Annotated in this window: 19 protein-coding genes; 5 read left to right on the plus strand and 14 right to left on the minus strand. The window is 70.7% G+C overall.

Annotated elements, in window-relative coordinates:
* The first annotated feature begins 53 nt into the window (after positions 1-53).
* From IDM46_RS03230 to cysC, 3 genes are read left to right on the plus strand one after another with little or no spacing between them, the layout of a single operon-like run.
* Positions 54-1,457: a mannose-1-phosphate guanylyltransferase/mannose-6-phosphate isomerase gene (locus IDM46_RS03230; RefSeq protein ID WP_182822573.1), complete on the plus strand. Its 1,404-nt coding sequence runs from the start codon at positions 54-56 to the stop codon at positions 1,455-1,457.
* Entirely contained in the window at positions 1,454-2,365 is a 912-nt protein-coding gene (gene cysD, locus IDM46_RS03235; RefSeq protein WP_185114790.1) for a sulfate adenylyltransferase subunit CysD, read from the plus strand. The genes IDM46_RS03230 and cysD overlap by 4 nt, the downstream gene beginning before the upstream one ends.
* Positions 2,365-4,194 (plus strand): adenylyl-sulfate kinase, encoded by a 1,830-nt coding sequence (gene cysC, locus IDM46_RS03240; protein ID WP_185114791.1) that lies wholly within the window; start codon positions 2,365-2,367, stop codon positions 4,192-4,194. The genes cysD and cysC overlap by 1 nt, the downstream gene beginning before the upstream one ends.
* A 55-nt stretch (positions 4,195-4,249) precedes the next feature.
* Here cysC and IDM46_RS03245 read toward each other — a convergent pair whose 3' ends face one another.
* Both IDM46_RS03245 and IDM46_RS03250 read right to left on the minus strand, forming a co-directional pair.
* On the minus strand, positions 4,250-4,528 hold the full coding sequence (locus IDM46_RS03245; protein ID WP_182822567.1) for a GlsB/YeaQ/YmgE family stress response membrane protein: 279 nt from the start codon (positions 4,526-4,528) through the stop codon (positions 4,250-4,252).
* 74 nt (positions 4,529-4,602) lie between these two features.
* Positions 4,603-6,111, minus strand: a complete 1,509-nt coding sequence (locus IDM46_RS03250; RefSeq protein WP_185114792.1) for a M20 family metallopeptidase — start codon at positions 6,109-6,111, stop codon at positions 4,603-4,605.
* 196 nt (positions 6,112-6,307) lie between these two features.
* On the opposite strand from IDM46_RS03250, the gene IDM46_RS03255 reads away from it, so the two are divergent.
* The gene (locus IDM46_RS03255) at positions 6,308-6,667 is read left to right on the plus strand and encodes a ComEA family DNA-binding protein (RefSeq protein ID WP_182822564.1); all 360 of its coding nucleotides are present in this window, start codon (positions 6,308-6,310) and stop codon (positions 6,665-6,667) included.
* A 163-nt stretch (positions 6,668-6,830) separates the two neighbouring features.
* On the plus strand, positions 6,831-7,460 hold the full coding sequence (locus IDM46_RS03260) for a HutD family protein (protein WP_185114793.1): 630 nt from the start codon (positions 6,831-6,833) through the stop codon (positions 7,458-7,460).
* On the opposite strand, the gene IDM46_RS03265 is transcribed toward IDM46_RS03260, so the two are convergent.
* From IDM46_RS03265 to sufC, 12 genes are all read right to left on the minus strand, one after another.
* The gene (locus IDM46_RS03265) at positions 7,454-9,220 is read right to left on the minus strand and encodes a sulfite reductase flavoprotein subunit alpha (protein WP_185114794.1); all 1,767 of its coding nucleotides are present in this window, start codon (positions 9,218-9,220) and stop codon (positions 7,454-7,456) included. The genes IDM46_RS03260 and IDM46_RS03265 overlap by 7 nt on opposite strands.
* Positions 9,217-10,260, minus strand: a complete 1,044-nt coding sequence (locus tag IDM46_RS03270; RefSeq protein ID WP_223878016.1) for an FAD:protein FMN transferase — start codon at positions 10,258-10,260, stop codon at positions 9,217-9,219. Before IDM46_RS03270 ends, IDM46_RS03265 begins: the two co-directional genes overlap by 4 nt.
* The gene (locus IDM46_RS03275; RefSeq protein WP_185114796.1) at positions 10,260-11,066 is read right to left on the minus strand and encodes a DUF4198 domain-containing protein; all 807 of its coding nucleotides are present in this window, start codon (positions 11,064-11,066) and stop codon (positions 10,260-10,262) included. Before IDM46_RS03275 ends, IDM46_RS03270 begins: the two co-directional genes overlap by 1 nt.
* Before the next feature lie 40 nt (positions 11,067-11,106).
* Positions 11,107-11,622: a DUF2271 domain-containing protein gene (locus IDM46_RS03280; RefSeq protein WP_185114797.1), complete on the minus strand. Its 516-nt coding sequence runs from the start codon at positions 11,620-11,622 to the stop codon at positions 11,107-11,109.
* Between the two features lie 23 nt (positions 11,623-11,645).
* On the minus strand, positions 11,646-12,284 hold the full coding sequence (locus IDM46_RS03285; protein WP_185114798.1) for a PepSY-associated TM helix domain-containing protein: 639 nt from the start codon (positions 12,282-12,284) through the stop codon (positions 11,646-11,648).
* A gap of 11 nt (positions 12,285-12,295) precedes the next feature.
* Positions 12,296-14,722: a TonB-dependent receptor gene (locus IDM46_RS03290; protein WP_185114799.1), complete on the minus strand. Its 2,427-nt coding sequence runs from the start codon at positions 14,720-14,722 to the stop codon at positions 12,296-12,298.
* Positions 14,723-14,797: 75 nt separating this feature from the next.
* Positions 14,798-16,927, minus strand: a complete 2,130-nt coding sequence (locus IDM46_RS03295; protein ID WP_185114800.1) for a TonB-dependent siderophore receptor — start codon at positions 16,925-16,927, stop codon at positions 14,798-14,800.
* Positions 16,928-17,040: 113 nt separating this feature from the next.
* The gene (locus IDM46_RS03300; RefSeq protein WP_185114801.1) at positions 17,041-17,373 is read right to left on the minus strand and encodes a non-heme iron oxygenase ferredoxin subunit; all 333 of its coding nucleotides are present in this window, start codon (positions 17,371-17,373) and stop codon (positions 17,041-17,043) included.
* Positions 17,370-17,906 (minus strand): N-acetyltransferase, encoded by a 537-nt coding sequence (locus IDM46_RS03305; RefSeq protein ID WP_182822545.1) that lies wholly within the window; start codon positions 17,904-17,906, stop codon positions 17,370-17,372. Before IDM46_RS03305 ends, IDM46_RS03300 begins: the two co-directional genes overlap by 4 nt.
* A 46-nt stretch (positions 17,907-17,952) precedes the next feature.
* A complete protein-coding gene (locus IDM46_RS03310) occupies positions 17,953-19,200 on the minus strand; it encodes a cysteine desulfurase (protein ID WP_185114802.1) in 1,248 nt (415 codons plus the stop codon).
* The gene (gene sufD, locus IDM46_RS03315; protein ID WP_185114803.1) at positions 19,197-20,468 is read right to left on the minus strand and encodes a Fe-S cluster assembly protein SufD; all 1,272 of its coding nucleotides are present in this window, start codon (positions 20,466-20,468) and stop codon (positions 19,197-19,199) included. Before sufD ends, IDM46_RS03310 begins: the two co-directional genes overlap by 4 nt.
* Positions 20,468-21,235, minus strand: a complete 768-nt coding sequence (gene sufC / locus IDM46_RS03320) for a Fe-S cluster assembly ATPase SufC (protein WP_185114804.1) — start codon at positions 21,233-21,235, stop codon at positions 20,468-20,470. Before sufC ends, sufD begins: the two co-directional genes overlap by 1 nt.
* Positions 21,236-21,256 lie beyond the last annotated feature (21 nt).

The following is a 21,256-nucleotide window of genomic DNA, read 5'->3' on the forward strand; positions in this document are numbered from 1 at the left end:
CCCACAGGGTAAACTCCGCGCTTCCAGTCCGACAGCATGTGAATCGAGGCGAGATGACCCAGCTGCAACCCGTGCTCCTGTCCGGTGGTTCCGGGACGCGACTCTGGCCGCTGTCGCGCGAGGCCTATCCCAAGCAGTTCCTGGCGCTGGCCGGCGAGCACACCATGCTGCAGGACACCTGGTTGCGGGTCGCGCCGCTCGCCAGCCGCGCGCCGATCGTGGTCGCCAACGAGGAGCACCGCTTCCTCGCCGCCGAGCAGCTGCGCCTGGTGGGCATGGCCGATGCCGCGATCATGCTCGAGCCGGTCGGGCGCAACACCGCGCCGGCAATCGCCGCCGCCGCGCTGCAGGCCGGCGAAGCCGGCGACGACCCGCTGCTGCTGGTGCTGCCCTCAGACCATGTGGTGCGCGATGCGGACGCGTTCCGCGCCGCGGTACAGGCCGCCATGCCGGCCGCCGAAGCCGGTGCGCTGGTCACGTTCGGCATCGTGCCCGACGCGCCGGAAACCGGCTTCGGCTACATCCACGCCGAAGCCGGCGACGGCGTGCGCCAGGTGCGGCGCTTCGTCGAGAAGCCCGATGCCGCCACCGCGCAGCAGTACCTGGACGCGGGCGGCTACTACTGGAACAGCGGCATGTTCCTGTTCCGCGCCTCGCGCTATCTCGAAGAGCTGGGCCGGTTCCGCCCCGACATCCTCGCGGCCGTGCGCAAGGCGTTCGCCGGTGCTGCCCGTGATGGTGACTTCGTGCGCCTCGACAAGGACGCGTTCGCCGCCAGCCCGTCGGACTCGATCGACTACGCGGTGTTCGAGAACACCGACCGCGCGATGGTGCTGCCGGTCGACATCGGCTGGAACGACGTCGGCTCGTGGTCGGCGCTGTGGCAGGTGAGCGAGCAGGATGCCGACGGCAATGCCGGCCATGGCGATGTCATCGCCGTCGACAGCCGCAACAGCTACGCCTATGCGCGGCGGCTGGTGGCGCTGGTCGGCGTGGACGACCTGGTGGTGGTGGAGACCGATGACGCGGTGCTGGTGGCGCACAAGGACCGCGTGCAGCAGGTCAAGGACGTGGTGGCGTTGCTCAAGGCGGAGCAGCGCAGCCACGCCGTGCTGCACCGCGAGGTGCACCGGCCCTGGGGCAGCTACGACTCGATCGACCAGGACGCGGGGTTTCAGGTCAAGCGCATCAAGGTCAAGCCCGGCGGCCGGCTGTCGCTGCAGTCGCACACGCGCCGCGCCGAACACTGGATCGTGGTACGCGGCACCGCGCGCGTGACCCGCGACAACGACGTGTTCGAGCTGCACGCCAACCAGTCGACCTATATCCCGCTCGGCGCGAAGCACCGCCTCGAGAACCCGGGCACGGAGATGCTCGAGCTGATCGAGGTGCAGTCCGGCGACTACCTGGGCGAGGACGACATCGTCCGCTACGAGGACGTGTACGGGCGCTCATGAGCACGGCAAGCCACGACCGCGACCTCGACCGCCTCGAGGCCGAAAGCCTGCACATCCTGCGCGAGGTGGCGGCCCAGTGCCGCAACCCGGTGATGCTGTACTCGATCGGCAAGGACAGCTCGGTGCTGCTGCACCTGCTGCTGAAGGCGTTCGCGCCGGCGCGGCCATCGATCCCGCTGCTGCACGTGGACACCACCTGGAAGTTCCGCGAGATGATCGCGTTCCGCGACCGGCGCGTCGCCGACACCGGCGTGGAGTTGCGCGTGCACGTGAACCCCGACGGCCTGCGCGACGGCATCGGCCCGCAGAGCCATGGCGCCAGCCGCCACACCGAGGTGATGAAGACCCTGGCACTGAAGCAGGCGCTGGCCGCCGGCGGCTATGACGCCGCGGTCGGCGGCGCACGCCGCGATGAGGAGAAGTCGCGCGCCAAGGAGCGCGTGTTCTCGTTCCGCGACGCCAACCAGCGCTGGGATCCGCGCCGCCAGCGCCCGGAGGTGTGGGACCTGTACAACGCACGCGTCGGGCCGGGCGAGAGCATGCGCGTGTTCCCGCTGTCCAACTGGACCGAGCTCGATGTCTGGCGCTACATCCGCCGCGAGGCGATCCCGGTGGTGTCGCTGTACTTCGCCGCCGATCGCCCGATGGTGGAACGCGACGGCGCGCTGCTGATGGTCGACGACGAGCGCTTCGTGCTCGCGCCCGGCGAGCAGCCGGTGATGCGCCGCGTGCGCTTCCGCACGCTCGGCTGCTATCCGTTGACCGGCGCCGTGGAGTCCAACGCCGGCGACCTCGACGCGATCATCGCCGAGATGGAGGCGGGCACCCAGTCCGAGCGCGCCGGGCGGCTGATCGACCACGCCGACGGGGATTCGATGGAAAAGAAGAAGCGCGAGGGCTATTTCTGATGGCGCGCGACATCCTGTGCATCGTCGCCTGCGGCAGCGTCGACGACGGCAAGAGCACGCTGATCGGACGCCTGCTGGCCGAAGCCGGGCGCGTGCCCGATGACGAACGCGCCGCACTGGCGCGGGCCAGCGCGACGCACGGCACCCGCGGCGACGACATCGACTACGCGCTGCTGCTCGATGGCCTGGACGCCGAGCGCGAGCAGGGCATCACCATCGACGTCGCCTGGCGGCACCTGGAAACCCCGCGCCGCCGCTTCCTGATCGCCGACTGCCCCGGGCACGTGCAGTACACGCGCAACATGGCCACCGGCGCCTCGCGCGCGGACCTCGCCATCGTGCTGGTCGACGCCACCCGTGGCCTGCTGCCGCAGACCATGCGCCACACCGCGATCGCGGCGCTGTTCGGCATCCGCCACGTGCTGCTCGCGGTCAACAAGATGGACCGCGTCGGCCACGACCGCGCGGTGTTCGACGCGATCGAGGCCGCGTACCGCGCGCACGCGGCGAAGCTCGGCATCACCGGCGTCACCGCGATCCCGCTGGCCGCCGCGAGCGGCGAGAACGTCGCGACGCACGCGGCCACCATGCCCTGGTACGACGGCCCCACCGTGCTCGAGCACCTGCACGCTGTCGACGTGCCGGAACGCGGCGCGCAGCTGCCGGCGCGGCTCCCGCTGCAACTGGTCGTGCGCGGTGACGCCGGTGAGCGCTGGGTCGCCGGCACGCTGGCGTCCGGCACATTGCGCGTCGGCGATGCGCTGCAGGTCCAGCCCGCGGGTGTCGCGGCGACGGTCGCCGCCCTGCATCGCGCCGGCGTCGAGGCGGACACCGCGCACGCCGGCGACGCCATCTCCGTTCGCCTGACCGAGGATGTGGATGCCGCGCGCGGCGACGTGCTCGCCGCGGCCGCCGCGCCGCTCGCGGTCAGCGACCAGTTCGGCGCCGACCTGCTGTGGTTCGACGCGTCCCCGCTGCTGCCGGGCCGCCGCTACCTGGTCAAGCTCGGCACCCGCGTGCTGGGCGCGCGAATCGGCGAGATCAGGCACCTGCTCGATCCCGAGTCGCTGCAGCCGCTGGCCGCCAAACGCCTGCAGGCCAACGACATCGGTGAGGTGACGCTGTCGTTGGACGCGATGGCCGCGTTCGCGCCTTACGCAAACGAACCCGTGCTGGGCGCCTTTGTCGTGGCCGACCCGCTCACCAACGCCACGGTCGGTGCGGGCATGATCCGCCACGGCCTGCGCCGCGCCGACAACATCCACTGGCAGTCGCTGGACGTGGATCGCGACGCGCGCGCCGCGATCAAGGGCCAGCGGCCACGCTGCGTGTGGTTCACGGGCCTGTCGGGCGCCGGCAAGTCGACCATCGCCAACCTGGTGGAACGCGGCCTGCTGGCGCGCGGCCTCCACACCTACCTGCTCGACGGCGACAACGTGCGCCATGGCCTCAACCGCAACCTCGGCTTCACCGACGAGGATCGCGTGGAAAACCTGCGCCGCGTGGCGCACGTGGCCAAGCTCATGACGGATGCTGGCCTGATCGTGCTGGTGAGCTTCATTTCGCCGTTCCGCTCCGAGCGCCGGTCGGCGCGCGAGCTGTTCGACGCAGGCGAGTTCATCGAGGTGTTCGTCGACACCCCGCTGGCCGAGGCCGAACGCCGCGACGTGAAGGGCCTGTATGCCAAGGCGCGCCGCGGCGAACTGCCGCATTTCACCGGCATCGACTCGGCATACGAGCCGCCGGAACATGCCGAGCTGGTGCTCGACACCACGGCCGAGCCGCCGGAACGCCTGGCCGAGCGGGTGATCGCGATGCTGCTGGACTGACATGAAAAAAGCCGGGCTGATGCCCGGCTTTCTTCGTCATGCCTGTTCCCGTGCGTCAGCGCCTGCGGCGCTTGCCGTTGATCATTTCCGCGATGAACAGCAGGATCACCGCGCCGATCAGCGAGGCGATGAAACCGACTTTCTCGCTTTCCCCATACCAGCCCAGCATGCGGCCAACCCAGCCGGCGAGCAGCGCGCCGACGATGCCCAGCACGATGGTCAGGATGATGCCGATGTTCTGCTTGCCGGGCTTGATCAGGCGCGCGAGCACGCCAACGACCAGGCCGACGAGGATGATCCACAGCCAGCTGTCGCCGCCGAATACACCGTCCATGCGCTCCCCTTACTTGATGGATGAATGGCGAGCTTGGCAGGGCCGGCGCCAGTGCGCCAGCCCTGTCCGCCGGCTCAGCAGCAGCCGTGGTCGCCGTGGCGCGTGCCGCTGTCGGCGACCGCCGCACCGCCGCTGGTCTCGCCACGCGCGCTGGCGGCCTGGTGTTCGGCGATCACCCGCGCAACGCAGGCAGTGACGCGCTTGCCCATCTCGATATGCAGGAACTCGTTGGGGCCGTGGGCATTGGAGTGCGGGCCGAGCACGCCGGTGATCATGAACTGCGCTCCGGGGAACTTCTCCCCGAGCATGCCCATGAACGGGATCGAGCCGCCTTCGCCCATGTACATCGCCGGACGCTTGAAGAACGCCTGGCTGGCGGCATCGATCGCGCGCTCGAGCCACGGCGCCATCGCCGGCGCGTTCCAGCCCGTCGACGCCTTCTCGAGGTCCAGCGTCACCTCGGCGCCGTTCGGCGGGTCGCGCAGCAGCGCTTCCTGCAGCAGTTCGCCGGCGCGCTTGCCGTCGAGCGTCGGCGGCAGGCGCAACGACAGCTTCACCGCGGTGTGCGGGCGCAGCACGTTGCCGGCCGAGGCCAGCGGCGGCATGCCGTCGACGCCGGTCACCGACAGTGCCGGCCGCCAGGTGCGGTTGAGCACCAGTTCGGTGAGGTCGTCGTTCATCGGCGTCATGCCGGGCAGGAACGGGAACTTGTCGAACACCGCGGTATCCAGCACCTCGGCGCACATCTTCGCCTGCGTCAGCCGGTCGGCGGGGATCTCCGCGTGCAGGCCGTCGAGCAGGATGCGGCCGGTGTCTTCGTCCTCGATGCGCGACAACAGCTGGCGCAGCAGGCGGAAGCTGGATGGGACCACGCCGGAGGCGTCGCCGGAATGCACGCCTTCGTCAAGCACCTTGACCGAGAAGTTGCCGCCGGCCAGGCCGCGCAGCGACGTGGTGCACCACAGCTGGTCGTAGTTGCCGCAGCCGGAATCCAGGCAGACCACCAGCGACGGCTGGCCGATGCGCTCGGCGAGATGATCGACGTAGGCGGGCAGGTCGTAGCTGCCGGACTCCTCGCAGGCCTCGATCAGGATCACGCAGCGCGCATGCGGGATCTTCTGCTCGTGCAGGGCGAGGATCGCGGTCAGCGAACCATAGATCGCGTAGCCGTCGTCGGCGCCGCCGCGGCCATAGAGCTTGCCGTCGCGCAGCACCGGCTTCCAGGGGCCGAGGTCGTCGTCCCAGCCGGTCATTTCGGGCTGCTTGTCCAGGTGGCCGTAGAGCAGCACGCAGTCGTCGTCGCGGCCGCCGTGGGCGGCCGGGATCTCGATGAAGATCAGCGGCGTGCGGCCTTCCAGGCGCACCACCTCGAGCTGCATGCCGGGGATGTCCTGGCGGCGTGCCCAGCCTTCCATCAGCTTGACCGCGTCGTCCATGAAACCGTTCTTCACCCAGTCGGTGTCGAACATCGGCGACTTGTTGGGGATGCGGATGTACTCGACGAGCTGGGGGACGATCTCGTCATCCCACTTGGCGGAGACATGGCGCTCGACGAGCGTGGGGTTGAACCTGCTGGCGTCCATTTCGGGCCTTGCGGTGGAAAACCACGATTCTACTCCCGGGCGCCGGGTGGGACTTTCCGCACGCCACGGCGGGCTGCCGCCCGGCAGCCGCGCGTGCCCGCGGGCGATGGGAATGGACGTCCGCCGCCCCCGACACTGGCGCTGCCGGTGCCAGGAAGGCCCGGCGGAACGGATTCCAACACCCAAGGAGAACGCCATGATCCTGCTGAAAAACGTGCTTGCCCCGGTGCTGCTGTCGCTGCTGCTGGCCGGCGGTGCCCTCGCGAGCGACAAGGTGAACATCAACACCGCCGACGCCGCCACCATCGAACGCGTGCTGGTCAACATCGGCATGGCCAAGGCCGAGGCCATCGTCGCCCACCGCAAGGCGCACGGCGCGTTCAAGAGCGCGGACGAACTCGCCAACGTCAAGGGCGTGGGCCTGAAGACCATCGAGAAGAACCGCGACCGCATCGTGGTGGCGGGTGGCGCGGCGGCCAAGCCGGCGGCCGCGGCCGCCAAGCCCGCCGCCTCTGCCAGGCCGGCCGCGGCGAAGCCGGCTGCCGCGCAGCGCTGAGCCGCGGGGCAAGCACCGGCCGCATCGCAGGGAGGCGATGTGGCGGCGGCGGGGACTGCCACGCCCCGCTGGCAGGCGCCTGCCTGCATGCGTTCCGCCACCCGGCCGCAGGGACGCGCGCCGGGCGGCGGCCAGTACCGGCGCTGCGCTCTACACTGCGCGGATGCAGCCTCCAGCAGCACACGCGCGGCATCTTCCCGCCAACGAATACCGCCGCGTGCGCTGGCACAACGGCGGCGGCTGGACGCGGGAGATCCATGCCGAGGGGCGTGGAGGCGGCGGGCCCGGCGAGGACTGGGACTGGCGCTTGTCGATCGCCGAGATCACCGCAGACGGCGACTTCTCGCGCCTGGCGGGGGTCGAGCGCGAACAGGTGCTGCTGTCCGGCGACGGGCTGCAGCTGCGGTTCGACGGCAACGAGTCCGGCGCGCACGCGCTGCTGCCGCCACATGGCCGCTTGCGCTTCTCCGGCGGGCGCGCGGCGCACTGCAAGCTGGTTGGCATGCGCGCGGAGGTCTTCAACCTGATGTGGCGCCCGCAGGCGGTGGCCGCGCAGTTGTGGCATCGGCCGCTGGTGGGCGCCATGGTTGTGTTCGTCGATCCGGGCACGTGCTGGGCGGCGTACCTGGTGGCCGGCCAGGCGACGGTCTCCGGCAGCGTGGCGTCGCCGCTGCGGCTGGCCATGGGCGACACCGTCCTGCTCGGCGCAGGCGCGCAGCGCTGCCGGCATGTGCTGGACGGTGGCGGCGAGGTGTTGCTGGTGCGGTTGGAGCCGGCCGCCGACGCTCAGTAGACGTCGCGGCGATAGCGTCCGTCGGCAAGCATGGCGTCCACGCCGGCGCGGCCGATGACGTCGCGCAACACGCCATCCACCCCGGGTGCCATGCCGCGCAGGCTGCCGCAGACGTACACCGCGGCACCTTCGTCGACCCACGCGCGCAGCCGGGCGGCCTGGGCCCGCAGCGCATCCTGCACATGGCCGTCATGCACACCGGCGCGCCCATCCGCCGGCGCGCCTGCCGGCAGCGTGGCCGTGGCGCCGGTGCTGTCGCGCGAGAACGCCAGGTCGAGGCGCGCCAGCTCGCCTGCGGCGAGCCACGCGGCGATCCGGTCGCCGAAATGGAAATCGCGATCGGCGTGGCGTTCGCCGAACAGCAGCCAGTTGCGCCGTGCGCCGGCGGCGATGCGCTCGGCAAGATGCGCACGCAGGCCGGCGATGCCGGTGCCGTTGCCGATCAACAGCATCGGGCGCTGCGTGTCGGGGCCGCGGAAGTTGCGGTTGGCGCGGATCCGCAGCGCGACCGGGCCACCGACCGCGACGTGGTCGCAGAGCCAGCCGCTGCCGATGCCGGGCGTGCCGTCGGGGCGCAGCATCCGCCGCAGCAGCAGGCGCATGTCGCCTTCGGAGGGGATCGAGGCGATCGAGTATTCGCGATGCGGGAGTCGCTGCAGCACGGCCGCCAGCGCGGCGGCGGCGAGGCCGGACGCGGCGGCTGGATCTGGCAGGTGCGAGCGGCCCAGCACGTCGGCAAGCGACGCCGTGCCGGCCGCATCCGCCATCCCGGCGCTGTCCGCCACGCCCGGGGTCTCCGGCACGCGCACCTGCGTCGCGGGGTCGAGTCGCAGCTGCGCCAGCAGGGCGGTGACCGCCGCGGGCGACTGGCGCGGCCCGATTTCGGCGATGTCGCCGGCGCGCCACGACGCCGCCGCGCCGGCGGGCGGCGCGAGCCGGAGTTCGTACACGCCCGCGCCCGGGCTGCCGGGATTGAGTTCGACGCGCCCGGCCAGGGTCCAGGCCTGGTATTCGGCCGGCGACCAGTCCGGGAGCCCGGTGGCCTCGGTGGCGACACCCAGGTGGTGCTGCCAGTGGCGCAGCGCGGCGGGATCGCCGTTGTCGACTTCGACCAGGTCGAACAGGGCCTCGCCACCGGCATCGCGCAGCCAGCGCTCCAGCTGATGCCCGAACCCGCAGTAGTGGCGATAGCTGCGATCGCCCAGTGCGAGCACGGCGTACTGCAGGCCTGGCAAGAGCGTCCCCGGGCGCATGACGTCGCGGACGAAGGCCAGCGCGGGATCCGGCGGGTCGCCTTCGCCGGTGGTGCTGGCGATGAACAGTACGCGCCGCGCCGCCGCCAGCATCGCCAGGTCGACCTGCGCCAGTCCGCGCGGCCGCGCGCGCTGGCCGGCGCTGCGCAGGGCGGCCGTCGTGCGAGCCGCGACGTCCTCCGCATATCCCGTCTGGCTGGCGTGCAGCACCAGCCAGTCGCTGTCGCCCGCGTTTTCACCGGACGCGGCATCGGCGGCCTCGCGCGTGCGCGCCGCGCGGCGCGCGCGCCACAGGATTCCCGCGCTGCCGGTAACCCAGGCCACGGCCACGAGTGCGGCCAACCAGCTGCGTGCCGGGGGCGGCGCCGCGATCCACCAGCGGTCGCCGTGCAGCGGCAGCAGCGCCGCCGCGGTGCCGGCCAATGCGAACAGCGCAAGCCAGTTGCCGACGCGGGCACGGTCGCGCGGCGCGGCCCGTGCAGCCCGCGATTCGCCTGGCGCACTCACCCTGCGAGCGCTGCGTGGAAGCTGTCGGTCGCGTGGACGCGCACCGCGGTGCCGCCGACGGCACCGGCGTGGCAGGCGACATCGGCGGCGGACTGATCGCCAGCGCGGACGACGAAGCGCGCGGCGATGCCGCGCGCCTGTGCGAACTCGAAGCCGGCCTCGGCACCCATCACCGTCAGCGCGGTCGCCCAGGCGTCGGCATGCAGGGCGTCATCGGCCAGTACGGTGACCGCGGCCGGTGCATGCGCCACCGGCGCACCGCTGCGCGGATCGATGCTGTGGGCGAACACGCGGCCGTCGTGCGCGAAGCGATGCCAGTGGTCGCCCGACGTGGCGACGGCGCGGCCGTCGAGCGCGAGCACGCAGGGGGGCAGGGCCTCGCAGTCGTCGCCTTCGTCAGGCCAGGCTTCGACCAGCACGCGCCAGGGATTGCCATCGGGCTTGCTGCCATAGCCGTAGAGCTCGCCTCCGACCTCGACCAAAGCGGCGCGGACACCCTGCGCGCGCAGCCACGCGGCCACCGCGTCCACGCCATGCCCCTTTGCAATGCCCGACAGGTCGAGCGCCACGCCGCCGGGTTGCAGCGCGCGCTGGCCGGCGCCGTCCAGCGTGACGCGCTGCCAGCCGACGCGTGCACGCGCGGCAGCGACCGCGGCAGCCTCCGGGATGCGGCCGGCGCCGCCCGCCGGGCCGAAGCCCCACAGGTCGACCAGCGGTGCGACGGTTGGATCACAGGCGCCGTCGCTGGCTTCGGCGACGCGCAGCGATGCGCGCAGCACGTCGAAAAACGGCTGCGGCAGCCTCTGCCAGCTGCCGGCCGGCGCACGGTTGTAGCGGCACAGGTCAGAGCCGGATTCCCAGCTGCTCATCTGCGCCACCACCCGTTCGAGCGTTGCCTGGATGCCCGCGTGCAGGGGATAGAGGTCGGAAGCGCCCGCCGCCGCCAGGCTGACCTGCCAGCGCGTGCCCATGCTCTCGCCGCCCAGCGCGTGGACCACCCGTCCTGACGCGGGTGCGGCAACGGTGCCCGCCGCCCCCATTACTGCGGCAGCACTTCGAGCGTGGCGACATAGCCGAGGCGGCGCGCGCCGGCCTGCGGCAGGCTCGGCTTGTCGTCTTCCAGCGAAGTCTCCAGCCAGTACATGCCGGCCTGCGGCCAAGTCACCGCGAACTCGCCGTTGGCGTCGGTGGTCACCAGGATCTCTTCCTGCGCGTTGCGGTAGCGCGTGCCGCCGCGGGTGATCTCGAACGCGATGCCGGCGGCGGGCTGGCCGTCGGCGAGCATGCGAAAGCGCGCCTCTTCACCGGCGAACAGGTCATTGGGATGGGTGATGGCCACCAGCTCCAGGCCCTGGTTCGACGGCTGCAGCGCGGTGTCGTTGGGCGAACCGTTGGTGACGAAGGTTTCCACGCGGCTCACGCTCTGCGTGACCTTGAGCTCCGGCGCGTCCTTCGGCACTTCGGTGCCGAAGCTCGCGGCGTTGCCGCGCCAGCGCTTCGGCTTGCCGTCTTCCTGCCAGCTCGCGGTGAGCCCCGCGTTGACCACGGCGATGCGGTAGGTGCCCTGCTGCGTGAGTTCCAGGTCGAACACGCTGCGGAACTTGCCTGTGGCCGGATTCTGCGCCTCGGCGCGGCTGCCGTCGGGCGCGGTGATCGCCAGGTTCCCGGTGCGCAGCGGCACGTGGTTGAAATGGAACAGGTCGTTGGACACCGCGGCGTCCACGGTGATCCACGGGTTGGTGCCGGCAATCACCGTCTGCGAGGGCTGCAGCCAGGCCTTGTGGGCATGGGCGGCGAGCGGCAGGGCGGCGGCGAGCGCGAGGGCAAGCGCGAGGGTGTTCTTCATCGGGACGGTCTCCGGGATCTCGGGAATGGGGTGGGGTGGCTCAGGGCTTGATGGCCAGCGCCACGGCGCCGAGCTCGCTGGTGCCCTGTGCCTTCCCCGACTGCGCCGACGTCGCCGGCCACTGGAAGGGAATCTTCAGCAGTTCGCGCCCGCCGACTTCGCGCGCGGCCTCGACCACCAGCGTGTAGCGGCCGGGCTTGAGCACGGCCAGGCGCGGATCGCGGGAATCGATCTTGACTGCGTGGCGGCCGGCGGGGCGCGTCGGCCCGGTCACGCCATCTACCGGCACATCGAGCGTGCGGCCGGCCTTGCGCCACCACTGGCGCAGGTCGGGCAGCCACTTGGTGCCGTGGCCTTCGTCGGTGTCCTTCATCATGTACCAGGCCGCGAGCGTGGCCGCGGCCTTGCCATCGGCGCCTTCCACGAACACCGCGACGTAGGGGCGGTGGTATTCGGCGACCCTGATCTGCGGGATCTCGATGTCGACGGTCAGTTCCGCCGCGTGCAGCGGCATCGCGAGCAGGCCGCCGAGGGCGATGGTTAGGGTCATGCGCATGGGAAGGCCTCGTGCAATCGGGATCAGTGGATGAAGAGCAGCGCGAGCAACACCGGGACCACGAGCCCCAGCCCGACCCATGGCCAGGTTCCGGGCCGCTGGCGCGCGTGCATCTGCAGCAGGAACAGCCCGGTGACGGTGAACACGATGCAGGCGATCGCGAACACGTCGATGAACCAGCCCCACGCGGGCCCGGCGTTGCGGCCCTTGTGCAGGTCGTTGAGGTAGGAGATCCAGCCGCGGTCGGTGCGCTCGTACTCGATCTCGCCGCTGGCCTTGTCGATTGCAAGCCAGGCATCGCGGCCCGGACCCGGCAGCGACAGGTAGACCTCGTCCGCAGACCATTCTGCTTCGCGGCCGGCGACCGGCATGTCGAGTTCATCGCCCAGCCACGCGGCGAGCCCGGCGGGCAATGCCGCCTTGCCGTCTTCCTGCGTGGCGAGCAGCGGCAAGAGCGTCGACGGCAGCGCCACCTGGCGGTTGTCCACCGTCGGGCTGCCCTCGATGCTGCCGGCGTGGTTGAGCGTGATGCCGGTGACCGCGAACAGCAGCATGCCGACCAGGCACGCCGCCGAACTGATCCAGTGCCACTGGTGCAGCGTGCGCAGCCAGAAGCCGCGGCGCTGGGCGTGGGCGATGGAGCGTTCGGCGGGTGCGGTCATCGGCGGTCGCATCAGAAGCGGTAGTTCACCGACAGCCACAGGCTGCGGCGCTTTTCCTTGACCGCATAGTCGTCGACGCAGGTGTATTCGGCCTGGCTGGTGGCCAGCAGGCAGCTCTGCGAAACGAAGTCCTTGTCGGTCAGGTTGTTGATGCGCGCGTTGAAGGTGAGCGCATCGGTGGCCTTCCAGTTGGCGCCGAGGTGGAACACGGTGTAGTTGTCGTAATGGCGCACGGTGCGCTCGGACACGCTGGTGACGCCGGGCAGCAGGGTGTCGCGGTAGCGGTCATAGCGGCCTTCGCCGATCAACGAGAGTGTCAGCGCGTCGGTTGCGCGCCAGCCCAGGTTGGCGTTGAGCATGTGCTCGGCCGGGTTGCCCGCGATCGGATTGCCGCGGTCGTCGCCGCTGGTCTGCTCGCTCTTCGTCCAGGTGTAGTTGCCGCGCACCAGCCAGCGCTCGGACAGGTCCACGCGGCCCGCCAGTTCCACGCCGCGCGTCTCGGCGGACGCGATGTTGATCGACTGGCTGAAGGTGTTGTAGCCGAGCGCCGCCCAGCCGGGGCCGATGTCCACGCAGTAGCCGCCTCCCGCAGGGGCCACTTCGCAGTTGGGGATGTTGTCGCCGCTGGCGATCTTGTCCTCGAAGCGGTTGAAGAACAGCGTGGCGTCGAAGCCGTAGCGGCCGGCGTCGTGGTACACGGCCAGTTCGTAGTTGCGGCTGGTCTCGGGCTGCAGGTCCGGGCTGCCCACGAACGGGCTCACGCCCTGGCCGCCGAAGCCGGTGATGCCGGGGAACAGCTGGTCCGGGCGCGGCGTCTTGTAACCGGTGCTCACGCCGCCCTTGACCGTCCAGCGCGCGTTGGCGGCCCACACCAGGTAGGCGCGCGGGCTGACCTGGCTGCCGAACATGTTGTGGCGGTCGTAGCGCACGCCGAGGGTGGCGGTGAGCCGGTCGGTCAGAGCCCAGTTGTCCTCGGCGAACAGCGCCCACTGGCGATGGGTCTGGGTGGTGCCGTCGCGGAAGCCGGCGCCGTCCATGCCGAACACGCCGTCCTCCATGTCGGTGTCGTTGTACTGGCCGCCGACCGTGACCTGGTGGTCGCCGAAGCCCATGTCGAGGCGGGTGTCGAGCACATGGCCGTCGAGCTCCATCACGCGCAGCGGCCGCGGCAGGAACGCCTCGAGCCGCGCGCGCTCCTCGGCGGTCAGGCCGCTCGAGGCGATGCCAGCCGCGCCGGTGCCGTTGTTGCAGTACGCGGCCTGGGCGCGTCGCGCGCAGACATCGTTCCACAGGTCCTGCAGCTCGCCGCGCTCGGCGATGGTCAGCGGCAGTGAACGGCCGAGGTTGCTGGTGGTATGCCGCGTCAGGCTGGTCTGGCTGGTGCCGAACGCCCAGCGGCCGACGTGGGTCAGCGCGAGCTGGTCACGCTCGTAGCGCTGGTACGGCGTGTAGCCGACGCGCGGCTGCACCACGCGGCGGCTGCTGCCGTCGGCGAGCGTCGCGTTGCCGCTGCGCCACAGGCTGTCGATGCCGTCGAGCGTGCCGGTCTGGCCGCGGGTGTTGTCGTGCTTCTGGCGCGCGATGTCGTAGTCGAGCCACAGGTCGTGGTTTTCATTGGCGGTCAGCGACAGGCGGATGCCGGAGTTCCAGCTGGTGTTGGCGACCTGCTTGCCGCCGCCACCAAAGCCCAGGGTGCGCTCCCAAAGGCTGCCGTCGGGCAGCGGCAGCGGATCCCATTCGGGCATCGACTCGTCGATGTCGTACCAGCTGCCGCGCACGGTGAGTCCCAGCACGTCCTTCACCAGCGGGCCGCTGAGGTACACGTCCGTGGTGCGCGCATCGCCGAACTCGTCCTCCTGCTGCAGGGTGAAGCCCTGGGTGAAGGAGCCGGTCCATTCCCGGCCGATGCGACGGGTGATGATGTTGATCACGCCCCCCATGGCGTCGGAGCCGTACAGCGTGGACATCGGCCCGCGCACCACTTCGATGCGGTCGATCGCGTCCAGCGGCGGCATGAAGCTGAACTGCCCGCCGCCGAAGTTGTTGGGATACAGCTGGCCGACGTTGCTCTGCCGGCGGCCGTCGATCAGCACCAGCGTGTACTCCGACGGCAGGCCACGCATGCTGATGCTGCCCTGGCCGTTCTTGTCGGTGGTTTCCATGCCCACGTCGATGCCCTCGACGTCGCGCAGCGCGTCGACCAGGGTGGTGTAGGGGCGCGCGGCAAGTTCCTCGCGGGTGATGACGCTGATGCTGGCCGGCGCTTCGGTGAGCTTCTGCTCGAAGCCGGTCGCGGTCACCACGACGCGGTCGAGGTCCACCGGGTCACCGACGGCGTCCGTTGCGGCGTACAGGGCAGGGGAGGAGAGGATTGCCGAGAGGGCGAGGACAAGCGGGACGAGGCGCGGACGGGCGCGCGTGAAGGGCTGCGGTTGCATGGAGTCTCTGGATGGAGGATGCCGGAGTGCCTTGACTGGCTCTCATGTGCCTGGGTGCAGGCGTCTGTCGCGCGGTCAGAACGTCAGGCGCAGGCCGACGTACCAGGCGCGCGGCGTACCCGGGCTGATGTTGTTGTTGTTGTGGGCCGAAGCGAAGTGCTCGCGGTCGGTCAGGTTCTCGACGTTGAGCTGGAGCCGCAGGCGCGCGCTGACGCGATAGAACGCCGCGGCATCGACACGGGTGTAGCCGGGCACGACCACCGCGTTGTCGGCGGCCGCATACATGTCGTCGCGGTGCACGACGCCCAGGCCGATGCCGAAATCGGGCGTCACGTCATACCGGTTCCACAGCGACACCGTATGCCGGGGCAGGTTGGCCAGGTCGCGGCGATCCACGCGGTTCTCGCCGTCCTGCCAGGCGTAGCCACCCATCACCTGCCAGCGCTCGGTGACGTTGCCGGCGATGCCCAGCTCGAGCCCCTCGCTGCGCTGGCCGTCGACGAGGATCGAGGTGGGGGCATCGGGGTTGGTGACCGGGTCGTAGGCCGGGTTGGCGACCGCCACGTTGGTGCGGTCGAGGCGATAGGCGGCGGCGGTCAGCGCCAGCCCGGGGCGGATATCCCACTTCACGCCCACCTCCTTGTTGCGGAACTGTTCCGGATCCAGGGCGCGGTTGTCGGCATTGAGCGAGGACAGCTGGTCGCCGGAGCGCGGCACGTGGGTGACCGAATAGCTCGCGTACAGCGATACCGTTTCGGCTGGCTTGTAGACCAGGCCGGCGCGCGGCGACAGCAGGTTGTCCTCGGCGCTGAGCCGCTCGCCGTTACGGTGGTTGCGCAGCTCCATCTCGAAGCGGTCCAGGCGCAGCCCGAGCACCGCCTGCCAATGCGGCGAGAACTCGATCTGGTCCTGCAGGTAGAGCGCGGAGGCCTTGGCCACGCTGTGGTTGTCGGCATCGCTCGCGCTCTGCGCGAACCCGATGGGCCCGCGGTAGCGCGGGTCGTCCAGCGGCACGCAGAACGAGCTGGTCACCGTCGGCGTCCCGGGCTGGCAGCTGCTGTTGGCCGGGAAGATCCCGGTCTGGCGGAAGGTGTCGGTGTCCTGTCGACCCAGTTCGACACCGGCGAGCAGGGCGTGGGTGGTGCCACCGGCCTGGACGGTAAAGCCGAGGTCGGTGCGGTTGAACAGGTTTTCGCGGTCGGTGCGGTGGTTGTAGGCACCCAGCGAAACAAGGTCGCCGCGCAGGCTGCCGGGAAACACGTTCTGGTAGAACTTGTCGTAGACCGCGTAGCGGGTGGCGTTGCGCAGCCAGGCGCCGCCGGCGAAGTCGTGCTGCAGGACCGCATCGAACGCGTTGACCCGCGCCCACACCGGGCTCAGCTCGGGGCTGCCAAAGAAGGTCTCCGGGTCGGTCGCCAGCGGCCGGCCGTCGCGCGAGGGCACGCCGCGATCGGCGACACGGTCGTCGCGGAAGTGCTCGTAGCCGAAGGTGGCGGTGGTGGCTTCGCCCAGGCGCAGCGCCAGGGTGGGGTTGATGCCATAGCGCGCGACGGTCATGCCGTCGCGGTAGCTGTCGGAGTCCTCCGCCAAGGCGGTGACCCGGTAGGCCGCGGCGTCGCCGAGCGCCTGGCCCTGGTCGATGGTGAAGCGGCTGCGGTTCCAGGAGCCTGCCTGGGCGGTGAGTTCGTGGTGCTCGCCCCAGTCCGCCTTGCGGGTGACGCGGTTCAGGACACCGCCGGAACCGCCACGGCCGAACATCATCGCGTTCGGCCCCTTGAGCGCTTCGACGCGCTCGATGTTGTAGACGTCGCGGATGTACTGCACGTCGTCGCGCAGGCCGTCGACGAAGAAGTCACCGGTCGAGCTGTTGCCGCGCATCACCGTGGTGTCGCGGTTGCCCTCGCCCTGGGCCATGGTCACGCCGGGCAGGTAGCGGACGGTGTCGGCCAGCGAGTTCATCCCCTGGTCGAGCATCAGCTCGCGAGTGACGACGCTGATCGCCTGCGGCGTATCGAGCAGTGGAGTGCTGGTGCGGGTGGCGCTGGTGGTCGCGTCGACGGCGTAGGGCGCAGGGCGCTGGCCGTGAACCTCGATGCGGTCGAGGTCGGTGGGGGTGGACTGCGCCGCAGCCCCACCGGAGGCGTTCGCTGGCGGGGCAATAGCGGCAAGGAGAGCGACGGACAGGGGGAGCAGCGGATAGCGCATCAGGAGGCTCTTCAGGACTTGGACCGGGACCGGATGCGAATGGTAATGAGAATGATTGGCATTTGTAAACACTGGCCAGGCGTTCGCGATCGGCGAAGCGGCTCGTCGTGATGTCAGTCGCGGTCGTCGCGGCTCCAGATCCCGGCGTCGTCGCGCTTCACCGGGAACTTGGCCACCGGCTCATAGGCCGGCGCACACAGCGCTCGGCCGTCACGCACGTCGAACTTCGCGCCGTGCAGGACGCATTCGATGGTGGCGTCGGCGGCATCCAGCGGGCCCGCGGAGAGCTCGAACTCCTCGTGGCTGCACTGGTCTTCCAGCGCGTACAGGTCGCCATCCAGGTTCACGACCAGGATCGGCGTACCGGTCACCTCGTCGAATACGGTGCGCATTTCGCCCGGCAGCAGCTCGCCGGTGGCGCACACGAAGGTCCAGGTCTCGCTCACAGCGCCTTCTCCAGGTATTCGAAGCGCAGGTCGTCGCGCCGGGGGATGCCGAAGCGGCTATCGCCATACGGGAACGCGCTGTGCTCGCCGGTGCGCCGGTAGCCGCGGCGCTCGTACCACGCGATCAGCTCCTCGCGGACATCGATCACCGTCATCCGCATTGTCGCCAGGCCCCAGTGCTCGCGTGCGATGCGCTCGCACTCCGCCAGCAGCGCGCGGCCGATGCCGCTGCCCTGGTGCCCCGGCGCGACGGCGAACATGCCGAAATAGCCGCGCCCGTGGTCGTCGGCGACGTGGGCGCAGGCCAGCAAGCGGCCCGCCTGTTCGGCCAGCACCACCAGGCTGCGCGGCCGGGCGATGTCGCCGCGCAGCACGTCGGCGTCGATGCGGTCACCGTCGAGCAGGTCGGCTTCGGTGGTCCAGCCGGCGCGGCTGGCGTCGCCACGATAGGCGGAAGTCACCAGGGCAACGAGCGCGTCGATGTCGTCGTTGCTGGCGGGTCGGTAATTCGGCGCGGGCGCGGTGGTGTCCATGCCGCCATTTTGGCAGGCCGGCCGGGCCATGGGCGCGCCGGCCCGCTCAGGCCAGCAGGCGGCGGACCTTGCCGAGCGCGGCCACGAAGCCCTCGATTTCGGCGTGCGTGTTGTAGAACGCCAGCGATGCGCGGCAGGTGGCGGTGACGCCCAGCCATTCCAGCAGCGGGTGCGCGCAGTGCTGGCCGGAGCGGATGGCCACGCCTTCGAGATCGAGCAGGGTGGCCAGGTCGTGCGCATGCACGCCGTCGACCACGAACGACACCACCGCGGCCTTGCCGGGCGCGGTGCCAAGGATGCGCAGGCCGTCGACCTTGCCCAGCGCCTCGTTGAAGTGCGCCAGCAGGTCCTGCTCGCGCGCCTCCACGTTGGCCATGCCGAGCGCGTCCAGGTAGTCGACCGCCGCGCCCAGGCCGATGAAGCCGGCGATGTTGGGCGTGCCGGCCTCGAACCTGCGCGGCGGGTCGGCGAACAGCGTGCCGTCCAGGCGCACCTCGGTGATCATTTCGCCGCCGCCGAGGAAGGGCGGCATGGCGGCCAGGTGCTCGCGTCGCGCCCACAGCGCGCCCGTGCCGGTCGGTCCGCACATCTTGTGTCCGGTGAAGGCGTAGAAATCGCAGCCGATGGCGGCGATGTCGACCGCACGGTGCGGCAAGGCCTGCGAACCGTCGACCACGGTGGTGATGCCGCGGCGCCGCGCTTCGCGGCAGATGTCGGCCACCGGATTGACCGTGCCGAGCACGTTGCTGACGTGGGTGACGGCCAGCAGCTTGACGGCGCCGGTCATCTTGGCGCGCAGCATGTCGAGGTCGAGGCTGCCGTCGGGCAGCAGCTCCACGACCTCGATGCGCGCGCCGGTGCGCTGCGCCACCAGCTGCCAGGGCACGATGTTGGCGTGGTGCTCCATGCGCGTGAGCAGGATGACGTCGTCAGGGCCCAACCGCGGCAGCGCCCACGAGTACGCCACCATGTTGATCGCGAACGTGGTGCCGCTGCACAGCACCAGGTCGTCCGCCCGCACGTTGGTGAAGCGCGCGATCCTGCGCCGCGCGCCTTCATACGCCTCGGTCGCCTCGCTGCCCAGCTGGTGCACGGCGCGGCTGACGTTGGCGTTGTGGTGGCGATAGAACGCGTCGACCGCGTCGATCACCGCGGCCGGCTTCTGGCCGGTGTTCGCGGAATCAAAATAGATCAGCGGTTTGCCGTGCACCTCGCGGGCGAGCAGCGGGAAATCGGCGCGTACCGCCGCCCAGTCGACCGGGTTCGCCGCACTCGCCAGCGCGGGCTCGCTCATGCGAGCGCCTGCCTGTCCACCGCCCGGTCCAGTACCGCCTCCACCAGTGTGCGCAGCGCCGGCGTGGTCACCACGGCCAGCAGCGGCTCGCGCACGAACGCGGCGGTCAGCAGTGCGCGCGCCTCGGGTTCGGCCAGGCCGCGCGAGCGCAGGTAGAACATCGCGTCGGGATCGAGCTGGCCGACGGTGGCGCCGTGCGCGGCCTGGACTTCGTCGGCATGGATCACCAGCACCGGCTGGGTGTCGATCTCGGCGGTGTCGGACAGCAGCAGGTTCTTGTTGGACAGGCGGGCGTCGCTGCCGTCGGCGCCTTCTCGGATCTCGATGCCGCCATGGAACACGCAGCGTCCGCGGCCCGCCGCCATGCCGCGCCAGCCGAGCTGGCTGCGCGTATCGCGGGCGATGTGCCGGATGCCGAGGCGGGTGTCGAGGTGGCGGCGTCCGGAGGCCAGCATCACGCCGTTGGCGACGAGCTCGGCGTTCTCGCCTTCCAGGCGCACGTTGAGCTCATGGCGCGACAGGCCGGCGCCGAGTTCGAGGTCGAGGCGGCGATAGGTGGCATCGCGGGCCAGCACCGCGTCGGTGCGCGTGAACAGCGTGGCCTTCGCCGCCTCGTCCTGGATACGCGCGTGGCGCAGCACGGCACCGCTGGCGATGTGGACATGGCTCAGCGCATTGCCGAGATGGGCGTGCTCGCCGCCGGCGATGTGGTGCTCGATCACCGTGGCGCTGGCGCCGCGGCGCAGCTCGATGAAGTGGCGCGAATGCCAGGCCAGGTCGCCCTCGGCCGGCGCGCCCACGAACACCAGGTGGACCGGCGCGGGGATCGCGACGCCCTCGGCCACGCGCAGCACCGCGCCGTCATCGGCGAGCGCGGCGTTGAGGCGCGCGAACACCTCGTCTGCGCGGGCGTAGGACTTGTCGAGGAAGTTGCTCTCGCGCGGGTCGGGATCGGCCAGCGCGCCGGACAGCGGCAGCAGCCGCGCGCCGTCGGGAAGGCCGGTCAGGTCAGAGGCCGCTGCGAGGTAGCGGCCGTTGGCGAACACCAGCCGCGGCGCCGGGATGTCAGCGAGCAGCGCCGGATCGATCGCGGCGTGGAGCAGCGCCACCGGCGAGAAGCCGCGGCGTTCGAGCGCGCGCAGCGAGGTGTACTTCCAGGCTTCGCTGCGCGCGCCAGGCAGGCCGTCGCGCAGCGCGGCATCGAGCGCCGCGCGACGCGTGGCCGCGCCGCTGAAGCCGGCGGCAAGCGAGTCGAGCAGGGTGGCCATCAGGCGACGGCCTCCGGCGCCACGCGGTCCTTGATCCACTCGTAGCCCTGGGCTTCGAGCTGCAGCGCCAGCTCGGGGCCGCCGCTCTGCACGATGCGGCCGTCGGCGAGCACGTGCACCACGTCAGGCTTGATGTAGTCGAGCAGGCGCTGGTAGTGGGTGATCACGAGGAAGGCGCGGTCAAGCGAGCGCAGCGCGTTGACGCCGTCGGCCACCTGGCGCAGCGCATCGATGTCGAGGCCGGAGTCGGTCTCGTCCAGGATCGCCAGCTTCGGCTGCAGCACCGCCATCTGGAAGATCTCGTTGCGCTTCTTTTCGCCGCCGCTGAAGCCTTCGTTGACGCCGCGGTGCAGCAGCTGGTCGTCGAGGTGCAGCACGCCCAGCTTCTCGCGCACGATCTTCAGGAACTGCATCGAATCGAGCTCGGCTTCGCCGCGTGCGCGGCGCTGGGCGTTGAGCGCGCTGCGCAGGAAGTAGGTGTTGTTCACGCCCGGGATTTCCACCGGGTACTGGAACGCGAGGAACACGCCGGCAGCGGCGCGCGCCTCCGGGTCCAGAGCGAGCAGGTCGGCGCCTTCGAACGCGACCGTGCCGGCGGTGACGTCATAGCCTGCGCGTCCGGCGACGATATTGCCGAGCGTCGACTTGCCGGCGCCGTTGGGACCCATCAGCGCGTGCACTTCTCCGGGCTTCACTTCGAGCGAAAGGCCCTTGAGGATTTCACGGCCGCCGGGGATGGAGGCGTGGAGGTTGTCGATCTTGAGCATGTGTGGGGTCCGGTGTGGGAT

Origin of the sequence: Luteimonas sp. MC1825 (assembly GCF_014764385.1) — a bacterium.
Taxonomy (GTDB): domain Bacteria; phylum Pseudomonadota; class Gammaproteobacteria; order Xanthomonadales; family Xanthomonadaceae; genus Luteimonas.